Raw genomic sequence first — 26,793 nt, 5'->3', positions numbered from 1 at the left:
TCAGACTCCGTCCTCGCGGCCCGGCGGCAGCGACAGCTCCCGCCAGGCACGGATGTCGCGCGGCCAGTGGGTGGCCGCGTCCCAGAGCGAACCGCTGCCCGTCAGATGACGGCCGGAGAGCCGGCGCAGTTCGTGCGCGAGGCGGTCGGCCACCTCGTCGTCGGGCAGTGCGAGCGGATCGGTCAGCAGCCATACGGCGTGCAGCAGTCGCCGTACGGACAGGTGGAGTTCGGTGGTGTCGTGGTCGAGTCCGGGAGGGAGATCGTCGGCCGCTCCGCCTCTCGTGCCTGCCGGCGGTCGCCGGCCGAGGGCGATCGTCCGGCGCGGGTCCTGACCGGTCCGGCCGTGCTCGCGGGGGTACGGGGCGGAGCCGATGAACCGCAGCCGCGCCAGCCAGCCGAGGACGTCCTGCTCCGGGAAGGTGAGCCGCAGCTGTGTGACGGCCTCCTCGGTGCGGCCGAGGGCCAGGTCGTGATGGAGGCGGTACGGGCCGGGCTCGGGACCGTAGTACCGGTGCAGGGTCTCGTGGACGGCGTGCCAGGCCGCGTACCGGGGATGATCGCCGTCCTCGAAGCGGAGGCGGTGCAGGAGCAGGGCGCGCAGGAGCGGGTCGGCGACGAAGTGGCCCGAGCCCGGTTCCGAGGCGGCCCAGTCCTCGGAGCGCAGTTGGTCGCGGACGCGCAGCGCCACGTCTCCGTCCAGGGACTCGCCCTGGAGCCGGGCGTGGGCGAGCATCCGGGCGGACTCCTCGTCGTGGGCGGCGGCGAGCACGGCGTACGGGCCGGGCCGCCGCACCGGGAGGAGTTCGGCGAGGAGGGTGGGGGCGACGGGCACCGGCGGGGTGTCCTCGCGGAGTTCCACGGTCAGGTCGAGCAGCCCGCCCGGGGTGAGCCCGGCCCGCAGATGCTCCGGGGCCTCTCCGGCGGCCCGGCCGAGGAGGGCGACGCCGAGGGGGCGGCCGCCGGTCAACCGGTGGACGGCGCGGGAGAGTTCGGTGGGCGTCCGGCCGGCCGGGTCGTGGTGGTCGAAGGCGGAGCGGGTCTGGGAGGGGGAGAGCGGCGTGAGCTCCACGGCGAGGATGCCGGAGCCGACGCGGGAGTCGCGCGGGCTCGGCGCCCGGTGCGCGGTCTCCGGCAGCCGGGTCCTGGTGGCGTTGCGCAACCCCTCGTGCTCGCGGACCCGGGAGGTGGCGAGGACGACGACCCGGTCCCGGCGGCCCTCGGCGCGGGAGCGCAGGATCGGTTCGACGAGCTGCCGGCCGAGCGGTTCGTGGGCGTTGTCGAGGAGGACCAGCGGGCGGCCGATCCGGCCGCCGCGCCGGATCCCCACGTACGGGTGGAGGAGGTCCTCGGTCAGCGCGCCGACGAGGAAGCCCTCGGCCTCGGCGCGGCGCCGGCCGCCCTGCTCGAAGTCGATCGCGAGCTGCTGGAGCCCCGCCTTGCCGCGTCCGCCGGCGTTGCGATAGGTGCCGTACCAGCTCTCCGAGGTGCGCTGGAGGCGGCCGAACACCTCCTCGAGGACGGTCTCCACGGTCGCCTCGGCAAGCAGCCCGGCGAGCGGGACGGTGGCCTCGGCGAACGTGGCGGCCAGCTTGGCGAGCACCTTGCCGACCCAGTGGGTGGCCGCGCCCCTGGTGGGGTCGACGGTCGCGAGCAGCGGCCCGAGTCGCTGGAGGTCGCGCCGGGCCCGCTCGTCGTCCTCCTGCGACCAGCCCAGCGAGGCGACCGCGACGAGCCCGAGCGACACCCGGGGGAACTTCACCGGCCGTGCGCCGAGCACCTTCGGCGACAGTTGTACGGCGAGCTCGGCGAGGGCCCCGGTGAGCGGGGTCCAGCCGGGGCCGTGGTCGGCGGGCGGCTCGATGTGCGCGCAGTCGAGGAGCGCCAGCGGTGTGTACCCCTTGTAGCGGTTGCGGACCTCCTTGAGCAGGGCGGTCTTGCCCGTACCGCGCCCGCCGGTGAAGACGGTGACCGGCGGATCGTCACCGTGCTCGAACGGCACCCGGGAGGCGCCGTGCTTCGTGAGGCCGCTGAGGCGCGCGACCAGTCCGGCATCGTGCAAGGCCGCCTCGCGGCCGTACAGCTCCCTGTCCACGACCCGCCACCCCCGTTGCCCCCGTTACCCCCGTCACATCCAACTCCAGGATATCGACGGCATGTTGGGAATGCGGTGGGCTTTTCGACTCTGCTTTCGAGTCGTTGCGAAGGCGTGTCCTCAGGCGAGGCGGGTGCCGTGCCGCGGTGGTGTCGGCGTCGGCCGGTGCCGGGAGGAGCGCGGCCTGACCGCGATCCCGACGGCCAGGGCCCAGTAGACGACCAGCGCGGCGGTCAGGGCGGTGTTGCCCCAGCCGACGGCGCTGTAGAAGTCGGCGGCGTCGGTGCCGAAGAACAGGGACGGCACGAACGCGATGTTGACGAGTGCGACGGCGTGGGCGAGGCGTCCGGTCCAGCGTGGCAGGACCCCGCTGCGCAGGATCGCGTATCCGGCGGCCGCCAGCAGGATCGCCGTCAGGAGTCGGGCGACCGATCCGTGCAGCAGCATGTTGGCGTGGGCCAGTGTGCCGTCGACGGTCGGGTCCAGTGTCCCGTCGGGATGTTCGAGAACGGTCCCCGCCTCGATCGACGCGGCGACCAGGGTGACGACGACGTAGGCCAGTCCGGAGCCGAACACCAGGCTCGCAAGCCACTCGTAGCCGTCGCCCGCGGTGCGGATCAGATGGCGCAGCCCCGTCAGGAAGACCAGGAGGGCGCCGCAGGTGAGGATGTTCAGCAGGATTCTGGCGAGTACGTTCGAAGCGGGCGGTGCTCCGGAGTACACGAAGTAGAGCGGGACGCCGACCGCGGCGAGTAAGCCGGCGGCGATGCCGCAGACGCTCATCAGTCGTCGTATGGCGATGTCATCCATGTCGGTCTTCCTTCCGTCGTACGGGGGTCGATTCGAATCGGGACTCGACTGGGGACTCGACTCGGGCTTCGGCTCGGGACTCGACCCGGGCTTCGGCTCAGGCCTTGATCCGGGCCTCGATGCCGTCGAGCAGGAACCGCATCCCGTGGCGGACGATCGGCGTCACATCGCCGTCCTCCGCCTCGTCGAGGCCTTCCTCGCCCGCGAGCGAGCACAGGGTGGGGAAGCGCGTCGGGTCCAGACGCCGGGCCAGGACCTCGCCGTACGCGGCGGCACCCGCAGGGTCGAGTTCCGTGGCCACCCGCGCCAGATCGCGCACGGCGCTGGACACGAAGGTGGCGATCGGAATGAGTTCCCGGCGGTCGAGGCCGGCGCGGTGGAGGGGGCTGAGGAGCGCCTCGAACCACGCCAGTTCGTTGGGCCCGACCGGTGCGCTCAGGGTGGGTGCGCGCAGCATCCACGGGTGGCCGAGATAGAGATTCCACAGCGCTTCCACCCACGCCTCGACCTCGGCGCGCCACGGTGTGTCCGGTGAGTCCGGTGAGTCCGGTGAGTCCGGTGAGTCCGGTGAGGCTGAGGAGGCCGGGGACGGCGGCGCGGGCGGGCGGCCCGTGGCGGCGTCGGTCATCGCGGCGACGAGCTGGTCCTTGCTCGGGATGTGCCGGTAGAGCGCCATCGCGCTGCAGCCCAGCTCGGAGGCGACGCGCTGCATCGAGAGCGCGTCCAGTCCCTCGGCGTCGGCGACGGCCACCGCGGTGTTCACGATCAGCCGGACGCCGAGCCGGGGGCGGGTCTCCTCGGCGCGTTGGGGATGTCCGGGATCGGCGCGCCACAGCAGGTCGGCGACCGCGCCCAGGTCGGCCGGGCCGGTGGATCCGGTGGAGCGGGCGGAACGAGCTGCGCGAGGCATGGACCTCTCCCGTAGGCAGGTTCACCGCGTCAGGTTTACGCGATAAACATAGCGTACGACATAAACAACGGCTCATGGGTGTGTCGGCGCGACCGGATGCGGGGAACCGTCAGTCCGTGGCGATCGCGTCGAGCTGGGCCCGCAGGTATCCGTGCGACTCGATGCCGTGGATGGTCGTCCCGGGCGTGCACTCGTAGAAGTACACGAGCGACATCAGCTCCTCCGTGGGGACGTCGGCCGGCGGGGGAAGCACCCGGTGGCGTCCCGAACGCCACCGTCCACCCGTCCAACCGGCCATCAGGTCACCGATGTTGACGGTGAAGGCGGCCGGATCGTACGGGGCGTCCTGCCAGCCGCCCGCGTCCGTGAAGACCTGCAGGCCGCCCTTGCCGGCCTCCCGGTCCAGGACGGTGACCGTGCCGAAGTCCGTGTGCGGGCCGATGCGGAACTGGCCCGGCTCCGGCTCGCCCGTCCGCTCCCGCCCCGGGTACCAGTTGATGTTGAAGCCGAACGTGGGGTGTCCGGTGTGCCGGGTGAAGAAGTCCCGCTCCTCGCCGAGGGCCACGCCGAGCAGGTCCAGGACCCGGTCTGAGAGCGTCTTCATCTGTGCCAGATACGCATCCACCAGCGGCTTCAGCTCGGGGACCTCGGCGGGCCAGGTGTTCGGCAGGAACCACTCGGCGTCCACGGCCGGGTCGCCGGTCGGTTCGTACGCCGCGAAGGACAGCGACTCCTTCAGGTCGGGCGGCGTCGCCGTACCCTCCGCGTACCCGTTGGCCTCCGCGCCGGGCCCGAGCCAGCCCCGGCCACCGACCCGCACGGCGTACGGCTCCTTCACGGCGTGCGGGAGGTGGAAGAAGCGGCGGGCGGCCGCGCGGATCCCGGCCCGCAGTCCAGGGTCGACACCGTGGCCGGTGACGAGGAGGAAGCCGGCCTCGCGGAGGGCGCGGTCGACGGCGGGCAGCTGCGGGCCCGCGTCGCGGGCCAGATCGATCGTGGGGAGGGCCGCCGCGGGCGAGCTCTCGTCGCTCGTCCCGCGGCTCGCCTCCTCGCGCGTCCCCGCGCTCGTCTCGTCACTCATCGCCGATGTCCTCGTTCCAGAGAGCCGGCTGCTCGGCGATGAACTCCCGCATCAGCGCCGTGCATTCGGGGTCGTCCAGCACGAGGACCTCGACCCCGTGCTCCGTCAGCCAGTCGTGCCCGCCGTGGAAGGTCTCCGCCTCCCCGACGACCACCCGCGAGATCCCGAACTGCCGCACCAGACCGGAGCAGTACCAGCAGGGCGAGAGGGTCGTCACCATCGTCGTACCCCGGTACGAGCGCTGCCGGCCCGCGGCCCGGAAGGCGGCGGTCTCCGCGTGCGTCGACGGGTCCCCGTCCTGCACGCGCCGGTTGTGGCCGCGCCCGAGGAGCGTGCCGTCCGCCCCGTACAGCGCGGCCCCGATCGGGATCCCGCCCTCGGCGAGCCCGGCGCGGGCCTCGGCGACGGCGGTCGCGAGCCACCTGCGGGCCTGTTCCTGGTCCATGCGGGGAGCCTTCCCCGCCGGAGCCGGGTCGTCACACCTGCCGGTGGCCCTCGTCCGTCAGCAGCGGATCGGCGACGAAGGTCCCCTCGCCGTGAACGGTCAGGAGGGGCCTCCGCCGATCGGCTGAGGGCCGGGGCGCCACCGGCCCGGCGCCGGGAGGCCGGACGGGCCGTGGCCTTAGCTTGCGGGGTGCTCCGCCGGTCGGCGGAGTGTTCCGCCGCTCTACCGAGAGGTCCTCCATGCGTTCCCTGCTGACCGTCCTCGCCACCGGTGCCCTCGTCCTCGGCGCCGCCGGCATCGCGAGCGCCGACGTCCACGTCGAGTTCGAGCCGGAGGCCTCGCACACCGTCGTCTTCGGCGACTGGCTCCAGTTCGCGCACGACGACGTCTTCAACGCCGGTCACGACAACACCGTCGGCTCCGACAACTGAGCCTCCTCCCGGACCGCCGCCCGCCGCCGCGCGCGGCAGCGGTCCGGGCCCCCCATCGGCTCAGCCGATCGCCCCCATCGGCAGGTCCCCCCACTGGCTCGTGGACCCGGATCCGGGGCGCTCGTAGCGTCGTCGTCATGAGAAACGAGACCAGGGGAACCGTCGAACTCACCCTCGCCATGGTGCTCTCCGGCACCCTCGGCATCTTCGTCGTGGAGTCGGGGGCGTCCCCCTTCAACGTGGTGTTCTTCCGGTGCCTCTTCGGGGCTGCCGCCCTCGGCGCGTACAGCCTGGTGCGCGGTTACTTCACCGGGCACGGCCTCACTCCGCGGAAGTTCGGACTCGCCGCGCTCGGCGGGGTGTTCATCGTCTTCAACTGGGTGCTGCTCTTCGAGGCGTACGAGGCCACCTCGATCTCCTTCGCCACCGTCGTCTACCACACGCAGCCGTTCTTCCTGGTGGTGTTCGGCGCCGTGCTGTTCCGGGAGCGGATCACCGCCGCGAAGCTGGGCTGGCTCGCCGTCGCGTTCGCCGGGCTCGTGCTCGTCTCCGGGATACGGCCCGGCGACACCGCCTCGCTCAAGGGCCTCGGGCTCGCGCTCGGCGCCGCCGTCCTCTACGCCCTGTCGACGATCGTCACCAAGCGGATCACCGGCGTACGGCCGCACCTGATCGCCCTCGTCCAGGTCCTGGTCGGCATCCCGCTGCTGCTCCCGTTCGCCGACTTCGGCGCCGCGTCGAGGTTCGGCGCCGGCTGGGGCTGGCTCGCCGGGCTCGGGATCATCCACACCGGGCTGATGTACGTCCTCATGTACGCCGCCTACGCCAAGCTGCCCACCGCCAAGATCGCCGTGCTGGCCTTCACCTACCCCGCCGTCGCCATGGGCGTCGACTGGGCCGCGTACGGGCATCACATCGGGCTCGTCCAGGCGCTCGGCGTTCCGCTGATCGTGCTCGCCAGCCTCAAGGTCACCCTCGCTGCTCGGACACCAGTCGCCGCGCCTGCTCCACGAACAGACGGACATGCGCCGGAAGCCGCTTCCCCCGTCGCCACGCGAGTTGGGTGAAGAGGGTGAACGGGGCCTCCCAGGCCAGCGGCACCAGAGCTCCGTTCGACAGTTCCGCCGCGACGGCCACCCGGGGAAGCAGCGCCACCCCGAGGCCCGCGGCCACCCCGCGCTTGGTCGCCTCGATCGTGCCGAACTCCATGAACGGCGGTGCCCACTCCCGCAGCTCCGCCTCGAAGAGGTCGCGGTACGGGCAGCCCGGCTCGGTGCCCACCAGCTGCGCCCCGGCCACATCCGCGGCGGTCAGCCCCGTACGCCCCACCAGGGGATGGCCGGGACCCGCCACCAGGACCAGTGGCTCGGGCGCGAGGACCTCCGACTCCAGGCCCTCGTGCTCGGTGTCGGGCTCCATCAGGAAGCCGACGTCGTACGTGCCCTGCCGCAGCGCCTGCCGGGTCTCGTCGCCGAGGGTGGGCCGCAGGGTGAGGCGTACACCCGGGTAGCGGTGGTGGAAGTACTCCAGGAGCGGCGGCAGCCGGTAGGAGGTGAGGGATTCCATGGTGCCGATGGCGATCGTCCCGGCCGGTTCGGCCGCGACGGCGACGGCGGTACGGGCCTCCTCGGCCAGCTCGCCCATGCGGCGGGCGTACGGCAGGAGCCGCTCCCCGGCCTCGGTCAACCGGATGCGGCTGCCGAGCCGCTCGAAGAGCTCCACCCCGAGCGAGGACTCCAGGGACCGGATCTGACCGGTGACGCTGGACTGCGCGTAACCGAGTTCGGCGGCGGCCCGGGTGAAGGAGAGGACGGCGGCGACCTTCTCGAAGGTGGCCAGGAGCCGGAGCTCCATCAGCTCTCGGTGTCCTCGCCGCGCTCGCGCCGCCTCAGTTCTTCCTCGCGGCGGCGGAGGTCCGCCTCCCGGGCCCTGAGGTCCTCGTCGTCCGGCCGCCCGGTCTGCCCCTCGTCCTTGAGGGACTTCAGGAACTCGGGGTTGTCGTCGGGAGCGACCCAGCCGCCCGCACCGCCCCGGGTCCGCGGCCGCCGGTCCTTGCCCGCGACGATCCAGCCGATCGCGCCGACCACGGAGAACAGCAGGACGACGATGGCCCAGACCGGCTTCGGAAGGTGCTTGACCTCTTCTTCCGGGGTGTTCAGGCAGTCGATGAAGGCGTAGATCATCAGCGCCAGCGGGACGATGAACAGCAGCGCCCTGAGCATGTGGGACAGCCCCCTGGAAGCAGTGAAGGGGCTCGTTTCGACCGCCCCGGTGACAGTCCCAGCGTAGCCCGTGGCGGATACTGGCCCCTATGGCTTACGACGATCTCCGCTCGCTGCTCAGGGCCCTCGAGCGCGAAGGCGACCTCAAGCGCATCAAGGCCGAAGTCGACCCGTACCTGGAGGTCGGGGAGATCGTCGACCGGGTGAACAAGGCGGGGGGTCCGGCGCTTCTCTTCGAGAACGTCAAGGGCTCCTCGATGCCGCTCGCGATGAACGTCTTCGGGACCGACCGCCGACTCCTCAAGGCCCTCGGCCTGAAGTCGTACAGCGAGATCAGCGAGAAGATCGGCGGGCTGCTCAAGCCCGAGCTTCCGCAGGGTTTCGTCGGTGTCCGCGAGGCCTTCGGCAAGCTCGGCTCGATGGTCCACGTGCCGCCGAAGAAGGTGAAGTCCGACGCCGCACCCGTGCAGGAGGTCGTGCTCACCGGGGACGACGTCGACCTCGACCTTCTTCCCGCGCTCTTCACCTGGCCCAAGGACGGCGGCTCCTTCTTCAACCTGGGCCTCACGCACACGAAGCACCCGGAGACCGGGGTCCGGAACCTCGGGCTCTACCGGCTCCAGCGGCACGACAAGCGCACCATCGGCATGCACTGGCAGATCCACAAGGACAGCCGCAACCACTACGCCGTCGCCGCCGCGAAGGGCGAGCGGCTGCCGGTCGCGATCGCCTTCGGCTGCCCGCCGGCCGTCACGTACGCCTCGACCGCCCCGCTGCCCGGTGACATCGACGAGTACCTCTTCGCCGGCTTCGTGCAGGGCAAGCGGATCGAGATGGTCGACTGCAAGACCGTCCCGCTCCAGGTGCCCGCGCAGGCGGAGGTCGTCGTCGAGGGCTGGCTGGAGCCGGGCGAGATGCTGCCGGAGGGGCCCTTCGGCGACCACACCGGTTTCTACACGCCGCAGGAGCCGTTCCCCGCGCTGAAGATCGACTGCATCACGATGCGGAAGCGTCCGCTGCTCCAGTCGATCGTCGTCGGCCGGCCGCCGACCGAGGACGGTCCGCTGGGCCGTGCGACGGAGCGCTTCTTCCTGCCGCTCCTCAAGATCATCGTGCCGGACATCGTCGACTACCACCTGCCGGAGTCGGGCGGCTTCCACAACTGCGCGATCGTCTCGATCGACAAGAAGTACCCGAAGCACGCGCAGAAGGTCATGCACGCCATCTGGGGCGCGCACATGATGTCGCTGACCAAGCTGATCATCGTGGTCGACAAGGACTGCGACGTCCACGACCTGCACGAGGTGTCCTGGCGGGCCCTCGGCAACACCGACTACGCCCGTGACCTCACGGTCGTCGAGGGGCCGGTCGACCACCTCGACCACGCCTCCTACCAGCAGTTCTGGGGCGGCAAGGCGGGCATCGACGCCACGAAGAAGCTGCCCGAGGAGGGCTACACCCGCGACGGAGGCTGGCCGGACATGGTCGAGTCGGACCCGGCGACGGCCGCCCTCGTGGACCGCCGCTGGAAGGAGTACGGGCTGTGACCACGGCCGCCGTGCCCGGCGCCCGGCCGGGGCGCACGAAGTCGTTCCTGCGCCTCGTGATGATCGAGCACTCGGTGTTCGCGCTGCCCTTCGCGTACACCGCCGCGCTCACCGCGATGTACCAGGTGGACAGGAACATCCACTGGTGGACGCTGTTCCTCGTCACCGTCTGCATGGTGGGGCTGCGGACCTTCGCCATGGCCTGCAACCGGATCATCGACCGCGAGATCGACGCGCGCAATCCGCGCACCGCCAACCGCGAGCTGGTGACCGGTGCCGTGTCCGTGCGGTCGGCGTGGACCGGGGCCGGGATCGCCGTCGTCGTCTTCCTCGGCGCCGCCGCCCTGCTCAACCCGCTCTGTCTGGCCCTCGCGCCGCTCGCCGTCATCCCGATGGTCGTCTATCCGTACGGCAAGCGGTTCACCAACTTCCCGCACGCCATCCTGGGCCTCGCCCAGGCCATCGGGCCCATCGGCGCCTGGCTCGCGGTGACCGGCGAGTGGTCCTGGGACGCGGTCTTCCTGGGCCTCGCGGTGGGCGTCTGGATCGGCGGCTTCGACCTGATCTTCGCCTGCCAGGACGTGCAGGCGGACCGGGCCCACGGCGTCATGTCCGTACCGGCGCGCTTCGGGATCCCGGCCGCGCTGTGGGGCGCCCGCGCCTCCGCGGTCGTCACCACGGGGCTGCTCGTCTGGTACGCCCTCGCCACCGACGCCGGTCTCTTCTTCTGGGTCGGCCTGGTGATCGTGGTGGCCGCCTTCTGTTACGAGCACTCGATCGTGAGGCCGCACGACCTGTCACGCCTGAACCGGGCGTTCTTCACGGTGAACGGCTTCATCGGAATGGCGCTGTTCGTGTGCGCCCTCCTCGACCTGCTGGTCCGCGGGCTCACCCCGTAACCCCCGCCCGGGGGCGAAGCGGTGAGCCGCGCCCGGGCCTGGCTTTTCCCGGCCGGATAGGCTCTCTGTCGTGGAGTCGCAGGAGATGAAGAGTCGTCGGCCCTGGGTGGTGGGGGTTTCCGGGGCGTCGGGTACGCCGTACGCCGCCGCCGTACTGCGGGGCCTCCTCGCCGCCGGGGAGAGCGTCGACCTCGTCGTGTCGCGGGCCTCGCGGCTCACGCTGCTCGACGAGACGGGCATCTCCTTCCGCGACGCGCACTGGCGCGAGGACCTGGCGGCCTGGCTGGCGCGGGGCGCGGACGGGAAGCCGGACACCTTCGACGTGTCGGACGCCCTCGGCGACGTGCGGTACTGGGCGGCCGGCGATCTGGCCGCGGGGCCGTCCTCGGGGTCGTACCCGGCGAAGGGGATGCTGGTCGTGCCGGCCTCGACCGCGGCGGTGGCGGGAGTGGCACTGGGGCTCTCGAAGGACCTGCTCCAGCGGACCGCGAGCGTGACGCTGAAGGAGCGGCGGCCGCTGGTCGTCGCCGTGCGGGAGACCCCGCTGAACGGACAGACGCTCAAGCACATGGTGGCGCTGGACGAGGCGGGAGCCGTGGTGCTGCCCGCCTCTCCGGCGTTCTACGCGGGGGCGACGCACATCCAGGATCTGGTGGACTTCGTCGCCGGGCGGGTGCTCGACGCGGCAGGGGTGCCGCATCGGCTGTACCGCCGGTGGGAGGGAGAGCTCGGTGGAGCGACCCCCCGGTCGGATTAGCGCTTCTTGGCGTGCTTCTTCTCGGCACGCTTCGAGGCGGCGGTCGGCTGGTGGGCACGCGAGCGGTTGGCCAGGTCCTGCAGCTCGCGCATGCGTGCGTAGGCCATCTCGATCGTGTACACGGTGAACACCACTCCTGAAAGATCGTCTTTGATCAGTTGAAAGATTCACAGGGCGTCTCTCCTGTGTACCTTAGATTCTATACCTAAACTCGCGGTATCGCTGGACAATGGAAGGCTTCATACCTATGGACGCCGTGGACAGGCAGCTCATCCAGGCTCTGCGCGAGAACGGACGTGCCTCGTACGCCGAGCTCGGCCGGCTCGTCGGGCTCTCCGGCCCCTCTGTCACCGACCGCATCAACCGTCTTGAGGCGGCCGGAGTCATCACCGGCTACCGCGCCACCGTCGACGCCGCCTCGCTCGGCCTCGGCGTCACCGCCCTCATCGGCATCTCCCTCTCCGACGCCGCCGACCACGAGGACGTGGCCCGCCGGCTCAAGGACCTCGCCGAGATCGAGGACTGCTGGTTCATCGCCGGCGACGACTCGTTCATGCTCAAGGTGCGCGTCAGCGACGTCGACGGCCTGGAGAAGACGATCCGCCGCCTCAGCGGCACCAAGGGCGTCTCCCGCACCCGAACGACGATCGTGCTCTCCACGAAGTGGGAGAACCGGGTCGGAGAGCTGCCCGAAGAGGGCTGAGAGTACGGTTGGGGAGCTTGGAACTTGTCAGACCTGGGAGGCGGCCGTACATGACTGCATCTATCAAAGATGTGGGCCTCAAGCGCGAACTTGAGCAGAAGGTCCGGGACGGTGAGCGGCTGAGCCGCGAGGACGGCATCGCCCTGTACGAGTCCGACGACCTCGCCTGGCTCGGCGGTCTGGCCCACGAGGTCCGGACCCGCAAGAACGGCGACGTGGTCCATTTCAATGTCAACCGGCATCTGAACATGACCAACGTCTGCACCGCCTCCTGCGCCTACTGCTCGTTCCAGCGCAAGCCGGGCGAGAAGGACGCGTACACCATGCGCATCGAGGAGGCCGTGCGCCTCGCGAAGGCGATGGAGAACGAGAACCTCACCGAGCTGCACATCGTCAACGGGCTGCACCCCAACCTGCCCTGGCGGTACTACCCGCGCTCCCTCTCCGAGCTCAAGAAGGCCCTGCCGAACGTCTCGCTCAAGGCCTTCACCGCCACCGAGATCCACCACTTCGAGACCATCTCCGGCATGTCCGCCTCCGACATCCTCGACGAGCTCATCGAGGCCGGTCTGGAGTCCCTGACCGGCGGCGGCGCGGAGATCTTCGACTGGGAGGTCCGGCAGCACATCGTGGACCACCGCACCCACTGGGAGGACTGGTCCCGGATCCACCGCCTCGCGCACGAGAAGGGGCTCAAGACCCCCAGCACCATGCTGTACGGGCACATCGAGGAGCCCCGTCACCGCGTGGACCACGTGCTGCGGCTGCGTGAGCTCCAGGACGAGACCGGCGGCTTCCAGGTCTTCATCCCGCTGCGCTACCAGCACGACTTCGTCGACATGCAGGACGGCAAGGTCCGCAACAAGCTCCAGGCGCGCACCACCATGGCGACCGGCGCCGAGGCCCTGAAGACCTTCGCGGTCTCCCGGCTCCTCTTCGACAACGTGCCGCACGTCAAGGTCTTCTGGGTCATGCACGGCGTCCAGACGGCGCAGCTCGCGCTCCAGCACGGCGCCGACGACATGGACGGCTCGGTCGTCGAGTACAAGATCACGCACGACGCCGACAACTACGGCACGCCGAACAAGCTGGGCCGCGAGGACCTCCTGGAGCTGATCCGCGACGCCGGCTTCCGCCCGGTCGAGCGGAACACCCGGTACGAGATCATCCGCGAGTACCCGGGCCCGGACGCGGAGCGGCGCGAGACGCCGCAGGCGATGCGGTTCTGAGTACGGGCAGAGGAAGGGCCGGTGGGATCACCCACCGGCCCTTCTCTCATCCCGCCGTGTGTTCCACCGGGATCCACAGCTCCGCCGCGGCCGTCGTCCAGTCCGCCGAGGGCCGGACCGACAGGATCTCCGGTCCGGGGCGGCTCTCGTACGGATTGGACGGGAACCACAGGGTGAAGACGTCCCGCCACAGGTACTGGAGCGCTTGCGGGTAGGGGCCCTCGTTCTCGAAGACCGCCCAGGTCCCGGCCGGGAGGTCGAGGGTCTCGAAGCCCTCCGGGGCGGCGTCCGGCGCGCCGGTCACGCCGTACCAATGGTCGAGTTCGGCGCCCTCCTCCCGGTCGCAGGTGAGGTGGACGACGGCCGAGACGAGCCCGGCGGGCGCCCCGGTCGACAGGCCCGCGAGCCGGTCGAGGGTCTCCTGGCCCAGGCCCCGGATCTGGGCGGCGATCGCCGGGTTCTCCCCCTCGTACACGAGGGGGACCCGGGCCCTGCTGCCGACGATCCGGAAGGCGTCCTTGGCCACGGTGCGGTACTTCATGCTGTTGTTCCCTTCGACGACGAGTCGGAAGGACATCCGCGGCTGGGCGTTGAGCGCGGCCCCCGTGCGGCGGACCTCGCCGGGTCCGACCCCGTGCACCGCGCGGAACGCGCGGGCGAAGGCCTCCCCGGAGCCGTAGCCGTGGCGCACCGCGATCTCCAGGAGCGTCCGCTCCCCGGCGAGCACCTCGGCGCCCGCGACGGTGAGCCGCCGGCGCCGTACGTACTCCGACAGGGGCATGCCGGCGAGCGCCGAGAACATGCGCCGGAAGTGGTGCTCCGAGGTCGTCGCGATCCGGGCGAGTTCGGCCGGGTCGAGGTCGCCGTGGAGCTCGGTGACGAGGTGCTCCTCGATGTGGTCGAGTGCCTGGTTGAGCTGCTCCAGCACGTGATCCGTCCTTCCCTTTCCTTGTCCTCACCGTAGGAAGAGGTCAGGAGCCCGGACCCGACATTCTGTGTCGGGTCCGGTCGGGTCCGGTCGCGTCCGGTGCGGCCGGGTCCGGTCCGGTTCGGTCCTGTCAGGTGAGCGGCAGCAGCATGATGATGTCGTCGCGGTCGTCTCCGGGGGCGACCCGGATCGCGTCGGGGACGCGGCCGACCTCCTTGTAGCCGCACTTGGCGTAGAAGCCGTCGACTCCGGTGCCGCCCCGGCAGGCCAGCCGCACGGCCTCGATGTCCTCGAAGCCCTCGGCGGTACGGGCGGTGTGCTCGACCGCCGCCATGAGGTCGCGGCCGTATCCCCTGCCCTGGTGCCGGGGGTCGACCATCACCGTGTAGAGCCACACCCAGTGCTGCATCAGGGGGTGGGTGTTGAAGGTGAAGAACGCGGTGGCGGCGACCGCGCCGTTCTCGTCGCGGCCGACGAGCAGCCGCGTACCGCCCTCGCTCATCGCGACGAGGTGCCTGAGCAGCGAGGGGCGGATCTCGTCGGGAGTTACGGGCGGGACGAAGCCGACCGCGCCGCCGACGTTGGAGACGTCGGCCCAGAGGGAGAGCACGCCGTCGCGCAGGGCGGGGTCGATCGCCGGATCCACCTCAAACGTAAGGGTCATGAGCCGATCTTAGCTATTACTCGCGGGGCGCTCAAGAGGGACCTCCGGGGTGGTCGAGAGGCCCGGCCCCGGGATGCCCCCGGGGTCGTGCTTCACTGGAGGGGCTCTTGTCCCGTATGGGATCTTGGGAACTTTTCGGAACGTCGGAACGGAAGAGTGGGCTGACATGCTCCGCTACACGCTGATGCGTCTCGGCATCTTCGCCGGATGCTTCCTCGCCCTGTGGGGTCTCGTCTACATCGAGGTGCTGCCGCGCGGCCTCGGCGACTCGAACCTGCTCTGGGTCCTCGTCCTCGCCATCGTCATCTCCGCCCCGCTGAGCTTCGTCCTGCTGCGCAGGGTGCGCGACGAGGCGAGCGCCGAGGTCGTGGCGAAGGTCGACCGCGCGAAGGGCCGTCTGGCGGCGAACCGGTCCCAGGAGGACTAGTCCACCCCACGCGCCGCCTGTAAAGGCCGCGTAAGCTTGCTCACAGATCATCCGCCCCGGGCGGGAGCTTCCAAGGCTCCCGCCTGGGGCGTTCTGCGTTTCGGAGGTGAAAGGGGGGTCCGTCTACCTCAAAGAAGGGCTTTGAGGTTCTCAAAGTTCAAGTGTTAACGTGTTCGACATGACGACAGTTGTGCGCCCCTCCCATGCCGCGAGCACCCCGCTCGTGGCGCGCCTGCACGTCGATCTGTGCCGCTGTATGTCCGCGGTCTGTTGCCGCGGGGTCTGACCCGGCATCATGCAGCGGCCCGCGTGAAAACGCGTGTGTGCCGCACCCCCGTCCCGTATTGCCCGATACGCACCTGTGGAGTGTGTCTGTGTCCGCGTCCGCGACCACACCCGAGAAGCAGTCCCCCGCTTCCTCGCGCATACCGAAGATCCCCTTCTGGGCCCAGATCATCGCCGGTCTGGTCCTCGGCGCCCTGCTCGGCTGGATCGCCCGCAGCCAGGACGTCTCCTGGCTGAAGGAGACCCTCGGCCAGGTCGGCGACATCTTCGTCCAGCTCCTGAAGCTGGCCGTCGCCCCGCTCGTCTTCTTCGCGATCCTGGTCTCGATCACCAACCTGCGGAAGGTGAACAACGCCGCCAGGCTCGCCACCCGCACCCTGCTCTGGTTCATGATCACCTCGCTGATCGCGGTGGCCATCGGCCTCGCCATCGGCCTGATCACCAACCCGGGCGCCGGCACCGGCCTCACCCCGCAGGACGGCAAGCTGCCGAAGCGCGAAGGCTCCTGGATCGACTTCCTGACCGGCATCATCCCGACGGACGTCATCACACCCTTCACCGAGCTGAACGTCCTTCAGATCGTCTTCATGGCCGCAGTCGCCGGCATCGCCGCCCTCAAGCTCGGCGACAAGGCCAAGCCGATCCTCACGCTCTCCGAGTCGATCCTCGAACTGCTCCAGAAGGCCCTCTGGTGGGTCATCCGCCTCGCCCCGCTCGGCACCGTCGGCCTCATCGGCTTCGCCATCGCCGACTACGGCTGGGACCTGATCGGCAAGTACGCGACCTTCACCGCCGACGTCTACATCGGCTGCGCCCTGGTCATGTTCGGCGTCTACCCGCTGCTGCTCGCGACGGTCGCCAAGGTCAACCCGATCCAGTTCTACAAGGGCGCCTGGCCGGCCATCCAGCTGGCCTTCGTCTCCCGCTCCTCGGTCGGCACGATGCCGGTCACCCAGAAGGTCACCGAGCGCCTCGGCGTCCCGAAGGAGTACGCCTCCTTCGCCGTCCCGTTCGGCGCGACGACCAAGATGGACGGCTGCGCCGCGATCTACCCGGCGCTCGCCGCGATCTTCATCGCGCAGATCTTCGACGTGCAGCTCGGCATCGGCGACTACCTGCTGATCGCCTTCGTCTCGGTCATCGGCTCGGCGGCCACCGCCGGCCTGACGGGCGCGACGGTCATGCTGACCCTCACCCTCTCCACCCTGGGCCTCCCCCTGGAGGGCGTCGGCCTCCTGATGGCGATCGACCCGATCCTGGACATGATGCGCACGGCCACGAACGTCGCCGGCCAGGCGCTCGTCCCGGTGATCGTCTCCGCCCGCGAGAAGATCCTCGACCTCACGGCGTACGAGAACGCCTCGTCGTCGCCCATCGACGACCTGGTGGACACCCGCGAGACCCAGGAGAAGGTCGCGGTCGCGGCCTGACCCTCGTCGCACACACACCCTCCGTGCCCCCTGCCCCCGTCGGGCAGGGGGCACGTAGGCTTTCGGCGGGGCAGCCAGTGGATCTTGGGAGCAGGGGTGGGCCGCCATGGCCGGTGGTGCTGGGGCGCGGCGGTTGCCGCGGGCCGTGCGGGAGCGGCAGATGGTGGACGCGGCCGTGCGGTGCTTCGCGCGGAACGGGTACCAGGCGGCTTCCATGGACGAGATCGCCGAGTCGGCCGGGGTGTCGAAGCCGCTCGTCTACCTGTATCTGCACTCCAAGGAGGAGCTCTTCACCGCGGTGATCCGGCGGGAGGCGCAGGCCTTGCTCGGGGTCGTGGCCGAGGCGGTCGTCGATCGGAGCGCGCCGCCCGACGAGCGGTTGTGGGCGGGGCTGATGGCCTTCTTCGCCTTCGCCGCCGAACATCCGGACTCCTGGACGGTGCTCAGCCGGCAGGCGCGGACGCAGGGTGAGCCGTTCGCGGGGGAGGCGGCGCGGATGCGGGACGAGATCACGGCGTTCGTCGCGGGTCTGATCGGTGAGGCGGCGCTGGAGGCGCCGGGCGGTGCCGTGATCACCGGGCGGGATGTCGACGCGCTCGCGCAGGCGCTCGTCGGGTCCGCCGAGTCGCTGGCGAGCTGGGCCAACGAGACTCCGGGGGTGACGGCGAAGGAGGCGGCCGCGACGCTGATGAACTTCGCGTGGTCCGGTCTGGGGAACCTCATGAAAAGCGAGCGCTGGTCTCCCCGTTGACGCTTACCTCGCAGTAAGGTTACCGGCTAGTCAAGGCAGTTGCAGGGTATGCAACGTACCGGCGTACGGCGGTGGTTCGCCGTCGCGCGGTAGCAGTCGACCGACGTACGACCTCAGTTCATCGACGCACGACCTCAGCTGATCGACGCACGACCTCAGTTCATCGCGCAGACCGAGGAGCCGCACGTGTCCGTCGTCACCGCACTGTCCGAGAGCGAGCCGGTCGAGCCGCACAAGACCCTGGTGGACGGGGTCGTCCGCGAGGTCTCCGTGCCCGCGCTCGTCCCCGTGATCCGCCGCGGCTCGCTCGCCGACCTGCCGTACGACAACGCCCGTCAGGACCCCGACGCGGTGCTCTTCTCCCGCAAGGGGCCGGACGGGGTGTGGGCCGATGTCACCGCCTCGGCCTTCGCCGCCCAGGTCCACTCCGTCGCCAAGGGCCTCATCGCGCACGGCCTGCGGCCCGGTGACCGGCTCGCCCTCATGGCGCGGACCACCTACGAGTGGACGCTGCTCGACTTCGCCGCCTGGGCCGCCGGGCTCGTCACCGTCCCCGTCTACCCGACCTCCTCCGCGTTCCAGACCCGCTGGATCCTCCAGGACTCCGGCGCCGCCGCCTGTGTCGTCGAGGACCCGGCCCAGGCCCGGCTCGTCTCCGCCGAGCGGCGGCAGCTGCCCGGCCTCGCCCATCTCTGGGTCCTGGACACCGGCGCCGTCGACCAGCTCCGTACCGCGGGCGCCCGGGTCGCCGACGAGGCCGTCACCGCCCGGCGCGGACTGCTCACCCCGGAGACCCTCGCCACCCTCATCTACACCTCGGGCACCACCGGCCGCCCCAAGGGCTGCGCCCTCACCCACGCCAACTTCTTCGCCGAGGTCGACAACGCCGTCCGGCTCCTCCACCCGGTCTTCGTCTCCGAGCACAAGGACCCGGCCGCCACCCTGCTCTTCCTGCCGCTCTCCCATGTCTTCGGGCGGATGGTGGCCATCGGCTGTATGCGGGCCCGGGTCCGCGTCGGGCACGCCCCCTCGGTGGAGGGCCAGGAGCTCCTCGACGATCTCGCCGGGTTCCGCCCCACCTTCCTCCTCGCCATCCCGTACGTCCTGGAGAAGGTCTTCAACTCCGCCCGCGCCACCGCCGAACGCGGTGGCAAGGCCGCCTCCTTCGACCGCGCCGCCCGGGTCGCCCGCCGGTACGGCAAGGAGGCCTCCCCCTCGCTCTCGCTGCGGGCCGCGCGGGCGCTCTACGACCCGCTCGTCTACCGGCGCATCCGGGCCGCGCTCGGCGGCCGGGTGAAGTACGTGATCTCCGGCGGCTCCCCGCTCGGCGCGCGGCTGGCCGAGTTCTTCGCCGGGGCGGGCGTGGAGGTCTTCGAGGGGTACGGCCTGACGGAGACCACGGCAGCGTCGACGGTCACCCCGCCCCGGCGGCCCCGTACCGGCACGGTCGGCTGGCCGCTGCCCGGCACCTCGGTCCGGATCGCCGGTGACGGCGAGGTCTGGCTCAAGGGCGGTCATGTCTTCGCCGGGTACTGGGACGCCCAGCGCGGGGCGGCCGTGCCGTACACCGACGACGGCTGGTTCCCCACCGGGGACCTGGGGTCCCTCGACGCCGACGGCTATCTGCGGATCACCGGCCGCAAGAAGGACATCCTCATCACCTCGGCGGGGAAGAACGTCGCGCCGGCCCCGCTGGAGGACTGGCTGCGCGCCCATCCGCTGGTCGCCCAGTGCGTGGTCCTCGGCGACAACCGTCCGTACGTCACGGCCCTGATCACCCTCGACCACGAGGGCCTGACGCACTGGCGGCGGATGCGGCACAAGGACCACCTGGCGCTCTGGGAGCTGACCCGGGACGAGGAACTGCTCGCCGCCCTCGGGCGGGCGGTGGACGATGCCAACCGGCTCGTCTCACGGGCGGAGTCGATCCGTGACTTCCGGGTCCTGAACGCCGAGTTCTCGGAGACCTCCGGCCATCTGACCCCGTCCCTCAAGCTCAAGCGGCGGGCGGTGCTGCGGGACTTCGCCCGGGAGATCGAGGAGATGTACGACTCCGGTGGCGAATAGCGGCTACGGCCAGAGGAGTTCGCGGGTCCAGCCCTCGTCCGTGCGGCGGTAGCGGAGGCGGAGGTGGCGGCGCTGTGCGTCGCCCTGGAAGAACTCGACCTCGGCCGGCTCGACGACGTAGAGCGTCCAGGTGGGGGCGGGGGCGTCCGGTTCCGCCCGGGCCCGGCGCCAGGCCTGGGCGCTCGCCTCCGCGAGGGTCTCCGGGGAGTCGAGGAGTTCGCTCTGTCGGCCGACCAGGGCCGAGGCGAGGGCGCCGGTGGAGCGGGCGTGGAGGTCCTCGTACGCCTCCTCGGGGGTCCCGGTGGTGACGTGGCCCCGGATCCGGACCTGGCGGCCCTGGACCGGCCAGTAGAAGCCGAGCGCGGCCTCGGGGCGGGCGGCGAGCTGGCGGCCCTTGGCGCTGGTGGCGTGGGAGGCGAAGTGCCAGCCGCGCGCGTCGGCGTCGTGCAGCATCACGGTGCGGACGTCGGGCCTGCCGTCCTCGTCCACGGTGGCCAGGGAGAGGGTGTGCGGCTCGGTCTGGCCGGCCGCGGCCGCCGCCGTGAACCAGTCGTGGAAGAGGGGGAGCGGCTCGGGCGGGGCGCCCGCCGGGTCGAAGGCGGGCAGTTCGGTGTCCCAGACCTTCAGGGAGCGCAGGGCGTGGTGGAAGTCGGTCATGAGGCCACGGTAGAGCGCGGGGCGGTGGCGCCGGGGGTGCTGCTCGTGATCGGCGTCCGGTAGTCCACCAGCGGGACGGCGTTCGCCGCGGCCTGGATCTCGTCGCGGATCTTCTTCGCGATGAGGTTCTTCCACGGGGTCTTCGGCAGCGTGCGCACCATGAACATCCGCAGCGCGATCTTCCACTTGGAGCCGACGGTCATCTCCTTGACGAAGCCCTCCGCCATCCTCTGGTTCCGCTCGACGCCGGGCCGCATGTGCGCCTCGTAGCGCTCGAAGGCGACGCGGTGGTCGCCGCCGGCCCGGGCCAGTTCGCCTGCCAGGACGTACGCGCCGGTGAGGGCGAGTCCGGTGCCCTGGCCGGAGGCGGGGGAGGAGCAGTGGGCGGCGTCGCCGAGGAGGACGACGCGCCCCTTCGACCAGCGGTCCATCTCGATGAGGGAGATGGAGTCGAAGTAGAGGTCGTCGGCGTCGGCGGCGTGGCCGAGGAGCCGGGGGATCTCCCAGCCGTCGCCGGCGAAGGTCGTGGCGAGGTGGCGCCGCTGGGCGGTGATGTCCCGGTGGTGGTAGGGGAGTTCCTCGGGCGAGGAGAAGATGAAGAGGTTCTTCGCGTCGGTCTCGCCGGCCGAGCTGTAGACGCAGACCAGCTTCCCGGGCAGCGCGTGGTACGTCTCCCAGCGGTCGAGGCCCAGGTGGTTGGGGGCGGTGAAGATGGAGACGTACGCGCCGAGGTGGCGCTTGAAGCGCTTCTCCTCGCCGAAGACCAGGCGCCGGGTGTGGGAGTGCAGTCCGTCGGCGCCGACCACCAGGTCGAAGCGGCGGACGGTGCCGCTCTCGAAGGCGACGGTGACGCCGTCGGCGTCCTCGTCGAGGGTGGCGATCGAGTCGTCGAAGAGGTACTCGACGTCGTCGCGGGTCCGCTCGTGGAGGATGCGGGCCAGCTCGCCGCGCATGATCTCGTCGTCCCCCTCGACGCGTCCGCCGAAGATGTCGGCGGACAGTTCGCCGATGGTGCGACCGCGGTCGTCGACGTAGGAACCGCCGCGCATGTCCGTGGAGTCGGCGCGGATCTCGTCGAGGATCCCCATGCGGCGGCAGACCTCGATCGCGGTGCCGCGGATGTCCACCTTGTAGCCGCCGGTGCGGAGTTCGGGGGCGCGCTCGACGACGGTGGGGGTGAAGCCGTAGCGGTGCAGCCAGAGGGCGAGGGCGGGGCCGGCGACCGAGGCGCCCGAGATGAGGACGGTCTTCGCGGAGGTGTGCGCGGCGGTGTGCGTGGAGGTGTTCGGGGTGCTGTTCGGGGTGCTGTTCGCGGTGCTGTTCACGGCAGGACTCCTTGTCGGTGGCTGCGGGCCGTTCCCCTGCCCGCAGACATGACTATACGGATGTCCTACACGCTTGTCTATGACGCTTGTATAGATCCTTGGCCGCGGGTCACGACCGGCCGAGGACCACCGTCCCCGACGAGCAGAACCAGCCCCCCGTACCCGATGCCACCGCCACCTCCGGCAGGCTTCCGTCCGGCCGCCGCACCTGGAGCCCCGGTGCCTCCCCGCGCAACTGCCGTACCGCCTCCACCAGCAGGAAGAGCCCCCGCATCCCCGGATGGCAGGCCGAGAGCCCGCCGCCGTCCGTGTTCACCGGCAGTCGGTCCTTCTCCTGGACGAACGCCCCTCCCTCGCCCTTCGCGCAGAAGCCCAGGTCCTCCAGGGTCACCAGGGTCATGTAGGTGAAGGCGTCGTAGACCTCGGCGAGGTCCACGTCCGCCGGGGTCACGCCCGCCCGCTCGAAGGCGAGCCGGCCGCTGACCGCCGCCGGGGAGACCGTGAAGTCCTCCCACTCCGACATCGTGGTGTGGGAGGCGTGCTCGCCCGTGCCGAGCACCCAGACCGGGGCCTTGAGGCAGTCCTGGACGTACTCCTCGGCGACCAGCAGCACCGCGCAGCCGCCGTCGGAGCGCAGACAGCAGTGCAGCTTGGTGAACGGGTCCGCGATCATCGGCCCGGCCAGGACGTCGTCGACGGTGATCGGGTCGCGGAACATCGCCTCCGGGTTGAGCGCCGCGTTCGCCCGCGCCCGGACGGCCACTTCGGCGAGCTGCTCCAGGGTCGTCCCGTACTCGTGCATGTGACGGCGGGCGGCCATCGCGTACTTGGCGATCAGGGTGTGCCCGTACGGAACCTCGAACTGGAGCGGGCCGCGCGAGCCGAACGACAGGTTCGCGGTGCGCCGTCGGGCGCGGATGTCGGCGCGCGCGGTGGAGCCGTACACGAGGAGGACCGCGTTCGCGTGGCCGGCGGCGATCGCGTCGGCGGCGTGCGCGGCCATGACCTCCCAGGTGGCGCCGCCGACGGCGGTCGAGTCCACCCAGCGGGGCCGGAGCCCGAGGTACTCGGCGACCTCGACCGGGGCGAGGGTGCCGAGGCCCGCCGAGGCGAGGCCGTCGATCAGTGAGCGGTCCAGGCCGCTGTCCGCCAGCGCGCGCCGGGCGGCCTGGGCGTGCAGGGCGTAGGGGGTGGCCTCGTCGACCCGGCCGCAGTCGGCGAGGGCGACGCCCGCGACGGCGACGCGGCGGGGGCCGCGGACGGTGGTGCGCGCGGTGGCGCCGGCGGTGGTCGGCACGGTGGCGGGCGCGTCGGTCGGCGCGGTGGTCGGCACGGTGGTCGGCATGAATCTGACGGTACATCAGATTCATGTGAACGGAACCGGCGCGGCTCTGGCAACCGGCCCGGCGCGGGCCTAGCATGACGCACCGTCAGAAACGGAGGGAGCCTCATGGACGCCTCGCTCGCCGTCCCGCTCACCGAGGAGCAGCAGGAGATCCGCCGCACCCTGCGCGACCTGCTCGCCGAACGGGCCGGACCGCAGGAGAACCGCGCGGCCACCGCCACTCCCCAGGGATACGACCCCGACCTCTGGGCCCGGATGTCCGGCACCCTCGGCGTCGCCGGGCTCGCCGTCCCCGAGGAGTACGGCGGAGTCGGCTGCGGGCCCGCCGAACTCGCCCTCGCCTGCGAGGAGACCGGCCGCGCCCTCGCCCCCTCCCCGCTCCTCGCGACCAGCGTCCTCGCCGCCCCGCTCCTCGCCGCCCTCGGCACCCCCGCGCAGCGCGCCGCAGTCCTCCCCAGGCTCGCCGACGGCAGTCTGACCTGCGCCCTCGCCGTCCCCGGCGGCTCGCTCGCGCTCGCCCTCGGCCTCACCGGCGACAACACCGCCGAGGACTGGTCCGGTGGCGGCCGTGCGGGCGGCGTCCAGGCCCGCGCCGTCGACGGAGGCTGGCGGCTGTACGGGGAGGCCGCCCAGGTCCTCGACGGACACAGCGCCGGACTGCTGCTCGTCGCCGCCCACGCCGGAGGCTTCGCCCGCAGCCGCACCCTGCTCTTCCTCGTGCGGGCAGGGTCCGCGGAGGCGGCCGGACTCGTCCGCACCCGGCAGACCACCCTGGACTCCACCCGGACCCAGGCCACCGTCCAGTTCAGGGACACCGAGGCCGAACTCCTCGGCGAGGAACCGGCCGACGTCCTCGGCGCGCTCGCCGTCACCGGCCGCGAGGCCGCCGTCATGCTGGCCGCCGAGGCCGTCGGCGCGGCCCGTGAGGCCCTCGACCGGACCGTCGCCCACGTCGGCGCGCGCGAACAGTTCGGCCGGCCCGTCGGCTCCTTCCAGGCGGTCAAACACCGCCTCGCCGACCTGTACGTCCAGGTCGAGGCAGCCGGCTCCCTCACCTCCTGCGCGGCCAGGGAACCCGGACCCGGACCGGACAGCGGGCCGCTCGCCCTCGCCCACGCCCTGGAGGCGCTCCGCGCCACCGCGGGCGAGTCCATCCAGCTCCACGGCGGCATCGGCTTCACCTGGGAGCACGAGGCGCACCTCTTCTTCAAGCGGGCCGCCTCCGACGAACTGCTCTTCGGGCCCGTGCGGCGGCTGCGCGCCCGCGCGGCGGAACGGACCGGACTCTTCGGAGAGGTGGCGGCGTAGATGCCCGTCGGACGCACACTGATGCAGAAGATGTCCTCGACCAGGACCTTCGCCCGGATCGGCCCGCACGTCGTGCCCGCCATGGACAAGGCCGTGCACCGGCTGACCAGGGGAAAGGTGCTGCTCAGCGCCCAGATGCTGCCCGGCGTGGTGCTCACCGCCCGGGGCGCGAAGAGCGGGCTGCCGCGTGTCACCCCGCTCGCCTGCATGCCGGAGCCGGACGGCGGCTGGCTGCTCATCGGCTCCAACTTCGGCCGCCCCGGACACCCGGCCTGGACGGCGAACCTGCTCGCCCATCCGGACGTCGAGGTGAACTGGAAGGGCGTGGACATCCCCGTACGGGCGCGGCTGCTCGCGGGGGAGGAGCGCGCGGAGGCGTGGCGGGCGGCGCTCGCGTTCTGGCCGCCGTACGCCACGTACCAGGCGCGGATCGAGCGCGAGATCAGACTCTTCCGGCTGAGCAGGCGATGAGACATCGCGGCCGGCGCCGCCCGCGGCCGGTGTGGCGGCGGTGCGGAGCCCGCCCGGACACGGCGGCGCCGACGGCGGTCCGCGGGGGCGGGCCGCCGTCGGCGTCGACGACAGGACGGGTGGAGGAGGGGGGTGGGGCTATCGGGTCGGCTTCTTGCCGGTGATGCCCAGATGCACCAACAGGGCCAGGTTGGGCTTGAGTTCGGCCTGCTTCACGCCCCAGGTCGTGAAGCCCTTCTGGTGGCCGGCGACCGCGGCCAGCATGGCCACGAGCGAGCCGGCCATGGCGGCGGGGCTGACCTCCTTGTCGACCTTGCCCTTGGCCTGGAGCTCCTTCACCGCGTCCGTGAGGGAGTTGGTGACCGAGTTCAGGATCTTCATGCGGATCTTGTAGAACCGCTTGTCGCCCTCCGCGGCGCCGAGGTCCACGACCCGGAGGATGGCGTCGTGCTTCCGCCAGAAGTCCAGGAAGCCTTCGACGAGTTCCTCGGAGGTCTGCCAGCCGGCCTTGCCGACCCAGGAACGGCCGGAGACCAGCTCGGTCAACCCGGCGCCCTCCTTGGCCATTTCCTCCGCGATCTCGAGAACCGCTCCCTCGACGTCCGGGAAGTACTGATAGAACGTCGCGGGTGAAGTACCCGCCTTCCGGGCCACATCGATGACCTTGACGTCCCGGTAGGGCGAGGAGCTGAGCATCTCACCGAGGCAGTCGAGCAGCTTCTGCCGCGTCGCCTGGCCGCGTCGTCCGGCCACGCGGCCGTCGACGGTGCGTACTTGTCCTGTCATGCCGTCAGCTTACCGAGGGGGTGTCGGCGCGCGATTCGGCCGACTGCAAATGGGGTGCACCCCCCTGCCACTCGTGTTCTCCGAGGTCGGCACGCGTGTCTCCGTGGGAGTGGCGGCGGAGGGGAGGGGCGGGATCGCGCCACTCATGACGGGTGGACAGGAGGCCGGTGAGATCTTCGTGCCCGGACCGGGGGATCCCCGTACCCGAATAGGCTTATGAACAGCCTGTGGACAACTTCGGTGGACAACTCAAGCGTCCCAAGGGTTCTGGGATGATAAATCGCCACTTTGTTCGCATTTCCCGGCCGGGTGGGACGCTGCGGGACGGTTTCCGCCGACCTAGCGTGTGGACATGGCCGTACGTACTGAGGGCACCCCCTGCTGGGTGGACGCACAGCTCCCCGACCTCAAGGCCGGCAAGCGCTTCTACGGCGAGCTCTTCGGCTGGACCTTCGACCCCGACCGCGACGAGGCCCTCCTCGACGGACGCCGTGTCGCCGGCCTCCTCCCCAAGCGCGACGGCCGCATGCCCACCACCTGGACCGTCTACCTCGCCACCGAGAACGCCGGCACCCTCGCCGCCCGGATCAAGGCCGCCGGCGGCCAGATGGTCATGGAGCCCTACCCCGTCGGCCCCTTCGGCGTCCTCGCGCTCGCCGCCGACCCCGGCGGCGCCGTCTTCGGCCTCCGCCAGTCCGGCGACGACGACGGCTTCGAGACGATCAACGAACCGGGCTCCTTCTGCTGGATGGAGGTGTACACGCGCCGCCCCGACGCCGTCGACACCTTCTACGCCACCGTCTTCGGCTACCTCGGCCGCCAGGCCGACGCCGACGAGGAGGGCAGGGACGCCGGCTTCGACTACCGCGTCTGGTCGCCCCCCGGCTCCCGGACCGGCGACGACAGCGCCTTCGGCGGACGTGCCGTCATCAGCGACGACTTCCCCGCCGAGATGCCGGGACACGTCCTCGTCTACTTCGCCGTCCCCGACTGCGACGAGGCCTGCGAGACCACCGTCCGGCTCGGCGGCCGGGTCGCCACCCCCGCCTTCGACACCCCGCACGGCCGCATCGCCGTCCTCCACGACAACCAGGGCGCGCGCTTCGCGGTCCTCTCGGAGCCGTCCGGCACGATGTGAGGCTTCCCTTCCGGATGGCTTCCATATGACCTGAGACACCCCGATCCGCCCCCGGGTTCGCAACCGGGCCCTCGGACAGGAAG

At 71.3% G+C, this 26,793-nt stretch carries 28 protein-coding genes; 14 read left to right on the top strand and 14 right to left on the bottom strand.

Annotated elements, in window-relative coordinates; translation table 11 throughout:
* The 5 genes from E0F75_RS35875 to E0F75_RS35855 all read right to left on the bottom strand — a co-directional run bounded on the left by E0F75_RS35875 (position 1) and on the right by E0F75_RS35855 (position 5,340).
* Positions 1-2,094: a hypothetical protein gene (locus E0F75_RS35875; RefSeq protein ID WP_229315213.1), complete on the bottom strand. Its 2,094-nt coding sequence runs from the start codon at positions 2,092-2,094 to the stop codon at positions 1-3.
* Between the two features lie 120 nt (positions 2,095-2,214).
* Positions 2,215-2,904 carry a hypothetical protein gene (locus tag E0F75_RS35870; protein WP_229315163.1) on the bottom strand — a complete coding sequence of 230 codons (690 nt, stop codon included), beginning with the start codon at positions 2,902-2,904 and terminating at the stop codon, positions 2,215-2,217.
* A 97-nt stretch (positions 2,905-3,001) separates the two neighbouring features.
* Positions 3,002-3,814, bottom strand: coding sequence for a TetR/AcrR family transcriptional regulator (locus tag E0F75_RS35865; RefSeq protein WP_229315162.1), 813 nt, complete (start codon positions 3,812-3,814; stop codon positions 3,002-3,004).
* A 109-nt stretch (positions 3,815-3,923) separates the two neighbouring features.
* Positions 3,924-4,895 carry an isopenicillin N synthase family oxygenase gene (locus tag E0F75_RS35860; protein WP_229315161.1) on the bottom strand — a complete coding sequence of 324 codons (972 nt, stop codon included), beginning with the start codon at positions 4,893-4,895 and terminating at the stop codon, positions 3,924-3,926.
* The gene (locus tag E0F75_RS35855; protein WP_229315160.1) at positions 4,888-5,340 is read right to left on the bottom strand and encodes a nucleoside deaminase; all 453 of its coding nucleotides are present in this window, start codon (positions 5,338-5,340) and stop codon (positions 4,888-4,890) included. Before E0F75_RS35855 ends, E0F75_RS35860 begins: the two co-directional genes overlap by 8 nt.
* Positions 5,341-5,579: 239 nt before the next feature.
* On the opposite strand from E0F75_RS35855, the gene E0F75_RS35850 reads away from it, so the two are divergent.
* On the top strand, positions 5,580-5,771 hold the full coding sequence (locus tag E0F75_RS35850; RefSeq protein ID WP_229315159.1) for a hypothetical protein: 192 nt from the start codon (positions 5,580-5,582) through the stop codon (positions 5,769-5,771).
* Between the two features lie 137 nt (positions 5,772-5,908).
* On the top strand, positions 5,909-6,838 hold the full coding sequence (locus tag E0F75_RS35845) for a DMT family transporter (protein ID WP_229315158.1): 930 nt from the start codon (positions 5,909-5,911) through the stop codon (positions 6,836-6,838).
* On the opposite strand, the gene E0F75_RS35840 is transcribed toward E0F75_RS35845, so the two are convergent.
* Together E0F75_RS35840 and E0F75_RS35835 are read right to left on the bottom strand one after the other, a co-directional pair.
* Entirely contained in the window at positions 6,741-7,625 is an 885-nt protein-coding gene (locus E0F75_RS35840; RefSeq protein ID WP_229315157.1) for a LysR family transcriptional regulator, read from the bottom strand. The genes E0F75_RS35845 and E0F75_RS35840 overlap by 98 nt on opposite strands.
* Positions 7,625-7,993, bottom strand: a complete 369-nt coding sequence (locus E0F75_RS35835; RefSeq protein ID WP_229315156.1) for a PLD nuclease N-terminal domain-containing protein — start codon at positions 7,991-7,993, stop codon at positions 7,625-7,627. The genes E0F75_RS35840 and E0F75_RS35835 overlap by 1 nt, the downstream gene beginning before the upstream one ends.
* An 89-nt stretch (positions 7,994-8,082) precedes the next feature.
* Between E0F75_RS35835 and E0F75_RS35830 the strand changes: the two genes are divergently transcribed.
* The 3 genes from E0F75_RS35830 (at position 8,083) to E0F75_RS35820 (ending at position 11,196) form a co-directional block, all read left to right on the top strand.
* On the top strand, positions 8,083-9,540 hold the full coding sequence (locus E0F75_RS35830; protein WP_229315155.1) for a menaquinone biosynthesis decarboxylase: 1,458 nt from the start codon (positions 8,083-8,085) through the stop codon (positions 9,538-9,540).
* Positions 9,537-10,439: a menaquinone biosynthesis prenyltransferase MqnP gene (gene mqnP / locus E0F75_RS35825; RefSeq protein ID WP_229315154.1), complete on the top strand. Its 903-nt coding sequence runs from the start codon at positions 9,537-9,539 to the stop codon at positions 10,437-10,439. Before E0F75_RS35830 ends, mqnP begins: the two co-directional genes overlap by 4 nt.
* An 85-nt stretch (positions 10,440-10,524) precedes the next feature.
* On the top strand, positions 10,525-11,196 hold the full coding sequence (locus E0F75_RS35820) for a UbiX family flavin prenyltransferase (RefSeq protein ID WP_229315209.1): 672 nt from the start codon (positions 10,525-10,527) through the stop codon (positions 11,194-11,196).
* Here the strand turns inward: E0F75_RS35820 and E0F75_RS35815 are convergent.
* The gene (locus E0F75_RS35815) at positions 11,193-11,330 is read right to left on the bottom strand and encodes a hypothetical protein (protein ID WP_167537137.1); all 138 of its coding nucleotides are present in this window, start codon (positions 11,328-11,330) and stop codon (positions 11,193-11,195) included. The genes E0F75_RS35820 and E0F75_RS35815 overlap by 4 nt on opposite strands.
* 113 nt (positions 11,331-11,443) lie before the next feature.
* Between E0F75_RS35815 and E0F75_RS35810 the strand changes: the two genes are divergently transcribed.
* The gene (locus E0F75_RS35810) at positions 11,444-11,899 is read left to right on the top strand and encodes an Lrp/AsnC family transcriptional regulator (protein WP_030324379.1); all 456 of its coding nucleotides are present in this window, start codon (positions 11,444-11,446) and stop codon (positions 11,897-11,899) included.
* A 50-nt stretch (positions 11,900-11,949) separates the two neighbouring features.
* Positions 11,950-13,128, top strand: a complete 1,179-nt coding sequence (gene mqnE, locus E0F75_RS35805) for an aminofutalosine synthase MqnE (RefSeq protein ID WP_055600340.1) — start codon at positions 11,950-11,952, stop codon at positions 13,126-13,128.
* A 46-nt stretch (positions 13,129-13,174) separates the two neighbouring features.
* Here mqnE and E0F75_RS35800 read toward each other — a convergent pair whose 3' ends face one another.
* Complete coding sequence (locus E0F75_RS35800) at positions 13,175-14,056, bottom strand: AraC family transcriptional regulator (protein WP_229315153.1); 882 nt, start codon at positions 14,054-14,056, stop codon at positions 13,175-13,177.
* A gap of 130 nt (positions 14,057-14,186) precedes the next feature.
* Positions 14,187-14,720 carry a GNAT family N-acetyltransferase gene (locus tag E0F75_RS35795; protein ID WP_229315152.1) on the bottom strand — a complete coding sequence of 178 codons (534 nt, stop codon included), beginning with the start codon at positions 14,718-14,720 and terminating at the stop codon, positions 14,187-14,189.
* Positions 14,721-14,886: 166 nt separating this feature from the next.
* On the opposite strand from E0F75_RS35795, the gene E0F75_RS35790 reads away from it, so the two are divergent.
* The 4 genes from E0F75_RS35790 to E0F75_RS35775 all read left to right on the top strand — a co-directional run bounded on the left by E0F75_RS35790 (position 14,887) and on the right by E0F75_RS35775 (position 19,680).
* Entirely contained in the window at positions 14,887-15,147 is a 261-nt protein-coding gene (locus tag E0F75_RS35790; RefSeq protein WP_229315151.1) for a DUF4229 domain-containing protein, read from the top strand.
* 374 nt (positions 15,148-15,521) lie between these two features.
* On the top strand, positions 15,522-16,862 hold the full coding sequence (locus tag E0F75_RS35785; protein ID WP_229315150.1) for a dicarboxylate/amino acid:cation symporter: 1,341 nt from the start codon (positions 15,522-15,524) through the stop codon (positions 16,860-16,862).
* Positions 16,863-16,968: 106 nt separating this feature from the next.
* Complete coding sequence (locus E0F75_RS35780) at positions 16,969-17,613, top strand: TetR/AcrR family transcriptional regulator (RefSeq protein WP_229315149.1); 645 nt, start codon at positions 16,969-16,971, stop codon at positions 17,611-17,613.
* Positions 17,614-17,799: 186 nt separating this feature from the next.
* Complete coding sequence (locus E0F75_RS35775) at positions 17,800-19,680, top strand: long-chain fatty acid--CoA ligase (protein WP_374115495.1); 1,881 nt, start codon at positions 17,800-17,802, stop codon at positions 19,678-19,680.
* Between the two features lie 3 nt (positions 19,681-19,683).
* Here E0F75_RS35775 and E0F75_RS35770 read toward each other — a convergent pair whose 3' ends face one another.
* The 3 genes from E0F75_RS35770 to E0F75_RS35760 all read right to left on the bottom strand — a co-directional run bounded on the left by E0F75_RS35770 (position 19,684) and on the right by E0F75_RS35760 (position 23,007).
* A complete protein-coding gene (locus E0F75_RS35770) occupies positions 19,684-20,337 on the bottom strand; it encodes a pyridoxal 5'-phosphate synthase (protein ID WP_229315148.1) in 654 nt (217 codons plus the stop codon).
* On the bottom strand, positions 20,334-21,662 hold the full coding sequence (locus E0F75_RS40515) for an FAD-dependent monooxygenase (protein WP_229315147.1): 1,329 nt from the start codon (positions 21,660-21,662) through the stop codon (positions 20,334-20,336). The genes E0F75_RS35770 and E0F75_RS40515 overlap by 4 nt, the downstream gene beginning before the upstream one ends.
* Positions 21,663-21,771: 109 nt before the next feature.
* The gene (locus tag E0F75_RS35760; RefSeq protein WP_229315146.1) at positions 21,772-23,007 is read right to left on the bottom strand and encodes an acetyl-CoA acetyltransferase; all 1,236 of its coding nucleotides are present in this window, start codon (positions 23,005-23,007) and stop codon (positions 21,772-21,774) included.
* 105 nt (positions 23,008-23,112) lie between these two features.
* Here E0F75_RS35760 and E0F75_RS35755 point away from each other — a divergent pair, with 105 nt between their 5' ends.
* Positions 23,113-24,315 carry an acyl-CoA dehydrogenase family protein gene (locus tag E0F75_RS35755; protein WP_229315145.1) on the top strand — a complete coding sequence of 401 codons (1,203 nt, stop codon included), beginning with the start codon at positions 23,113-23,115 and terminating at the stop codon, positions 24,313-24,315.
* Positions 24,316-24,786, top strand: a complete 471-nt coding sequence (locus E0F75_RS35750; RefSeq protein WP_229315144.1) for a nitroreductase family deazaflavin-dependent oxidoreductase — start codon at positions 24,316-24,318, stop codon at positions 24,784-24,786.
* Positions 24,787-24,924: 138 nt separating this feature from the next.
* On the opposite strand, the gene E0F75_RS35745 is transcribed toward E0F75_RS35750, so the two are convergent.
* On the bottom strand, positions 24,925-25,572 hold the full coding sequence (locus E0F75_RS35745; RefSeq protein ID WP_030315615.1) for a TetR family transcriptional regulator: 648 nt from the start codon (positions 25,570-25,572) through the stop codon (positions 24,925-24,927).
* A 352-nt stretch (positions 25,573-25,924) separates the two neighbouring features.
* On the opposite strand from E0F75_RS35745, the gene E0F75_RS35740 reads away from it, so the two are divergent.
* Positions 25,925-26,710 carry a VOC family protein gene (locus E0F75_RS35740; RefSeq protein WP_229315143.1) on the top strand — a complete coding sequence of 262 codons (786 nt, stop codon included), beginning with the start codon at positions 25,925-25,927 and terminating at the stop codon, positions 26,708-26,710.
* Positions 26,711-26,793 lie beyond the last annotated feature (83 nt).

Origin of the sequence: Streptomyces sp. CB02980 (assembly GCF_014451325.2) — a bacterium.
Lineage (GTDB): Bacteria > Actinomycetota > Actinomycetes > Streptomycetales > Streptomycetaceae > Streptomyces.
This window is presented reverse-complemented; position numbering and strand designations above follow the sequence as displayed.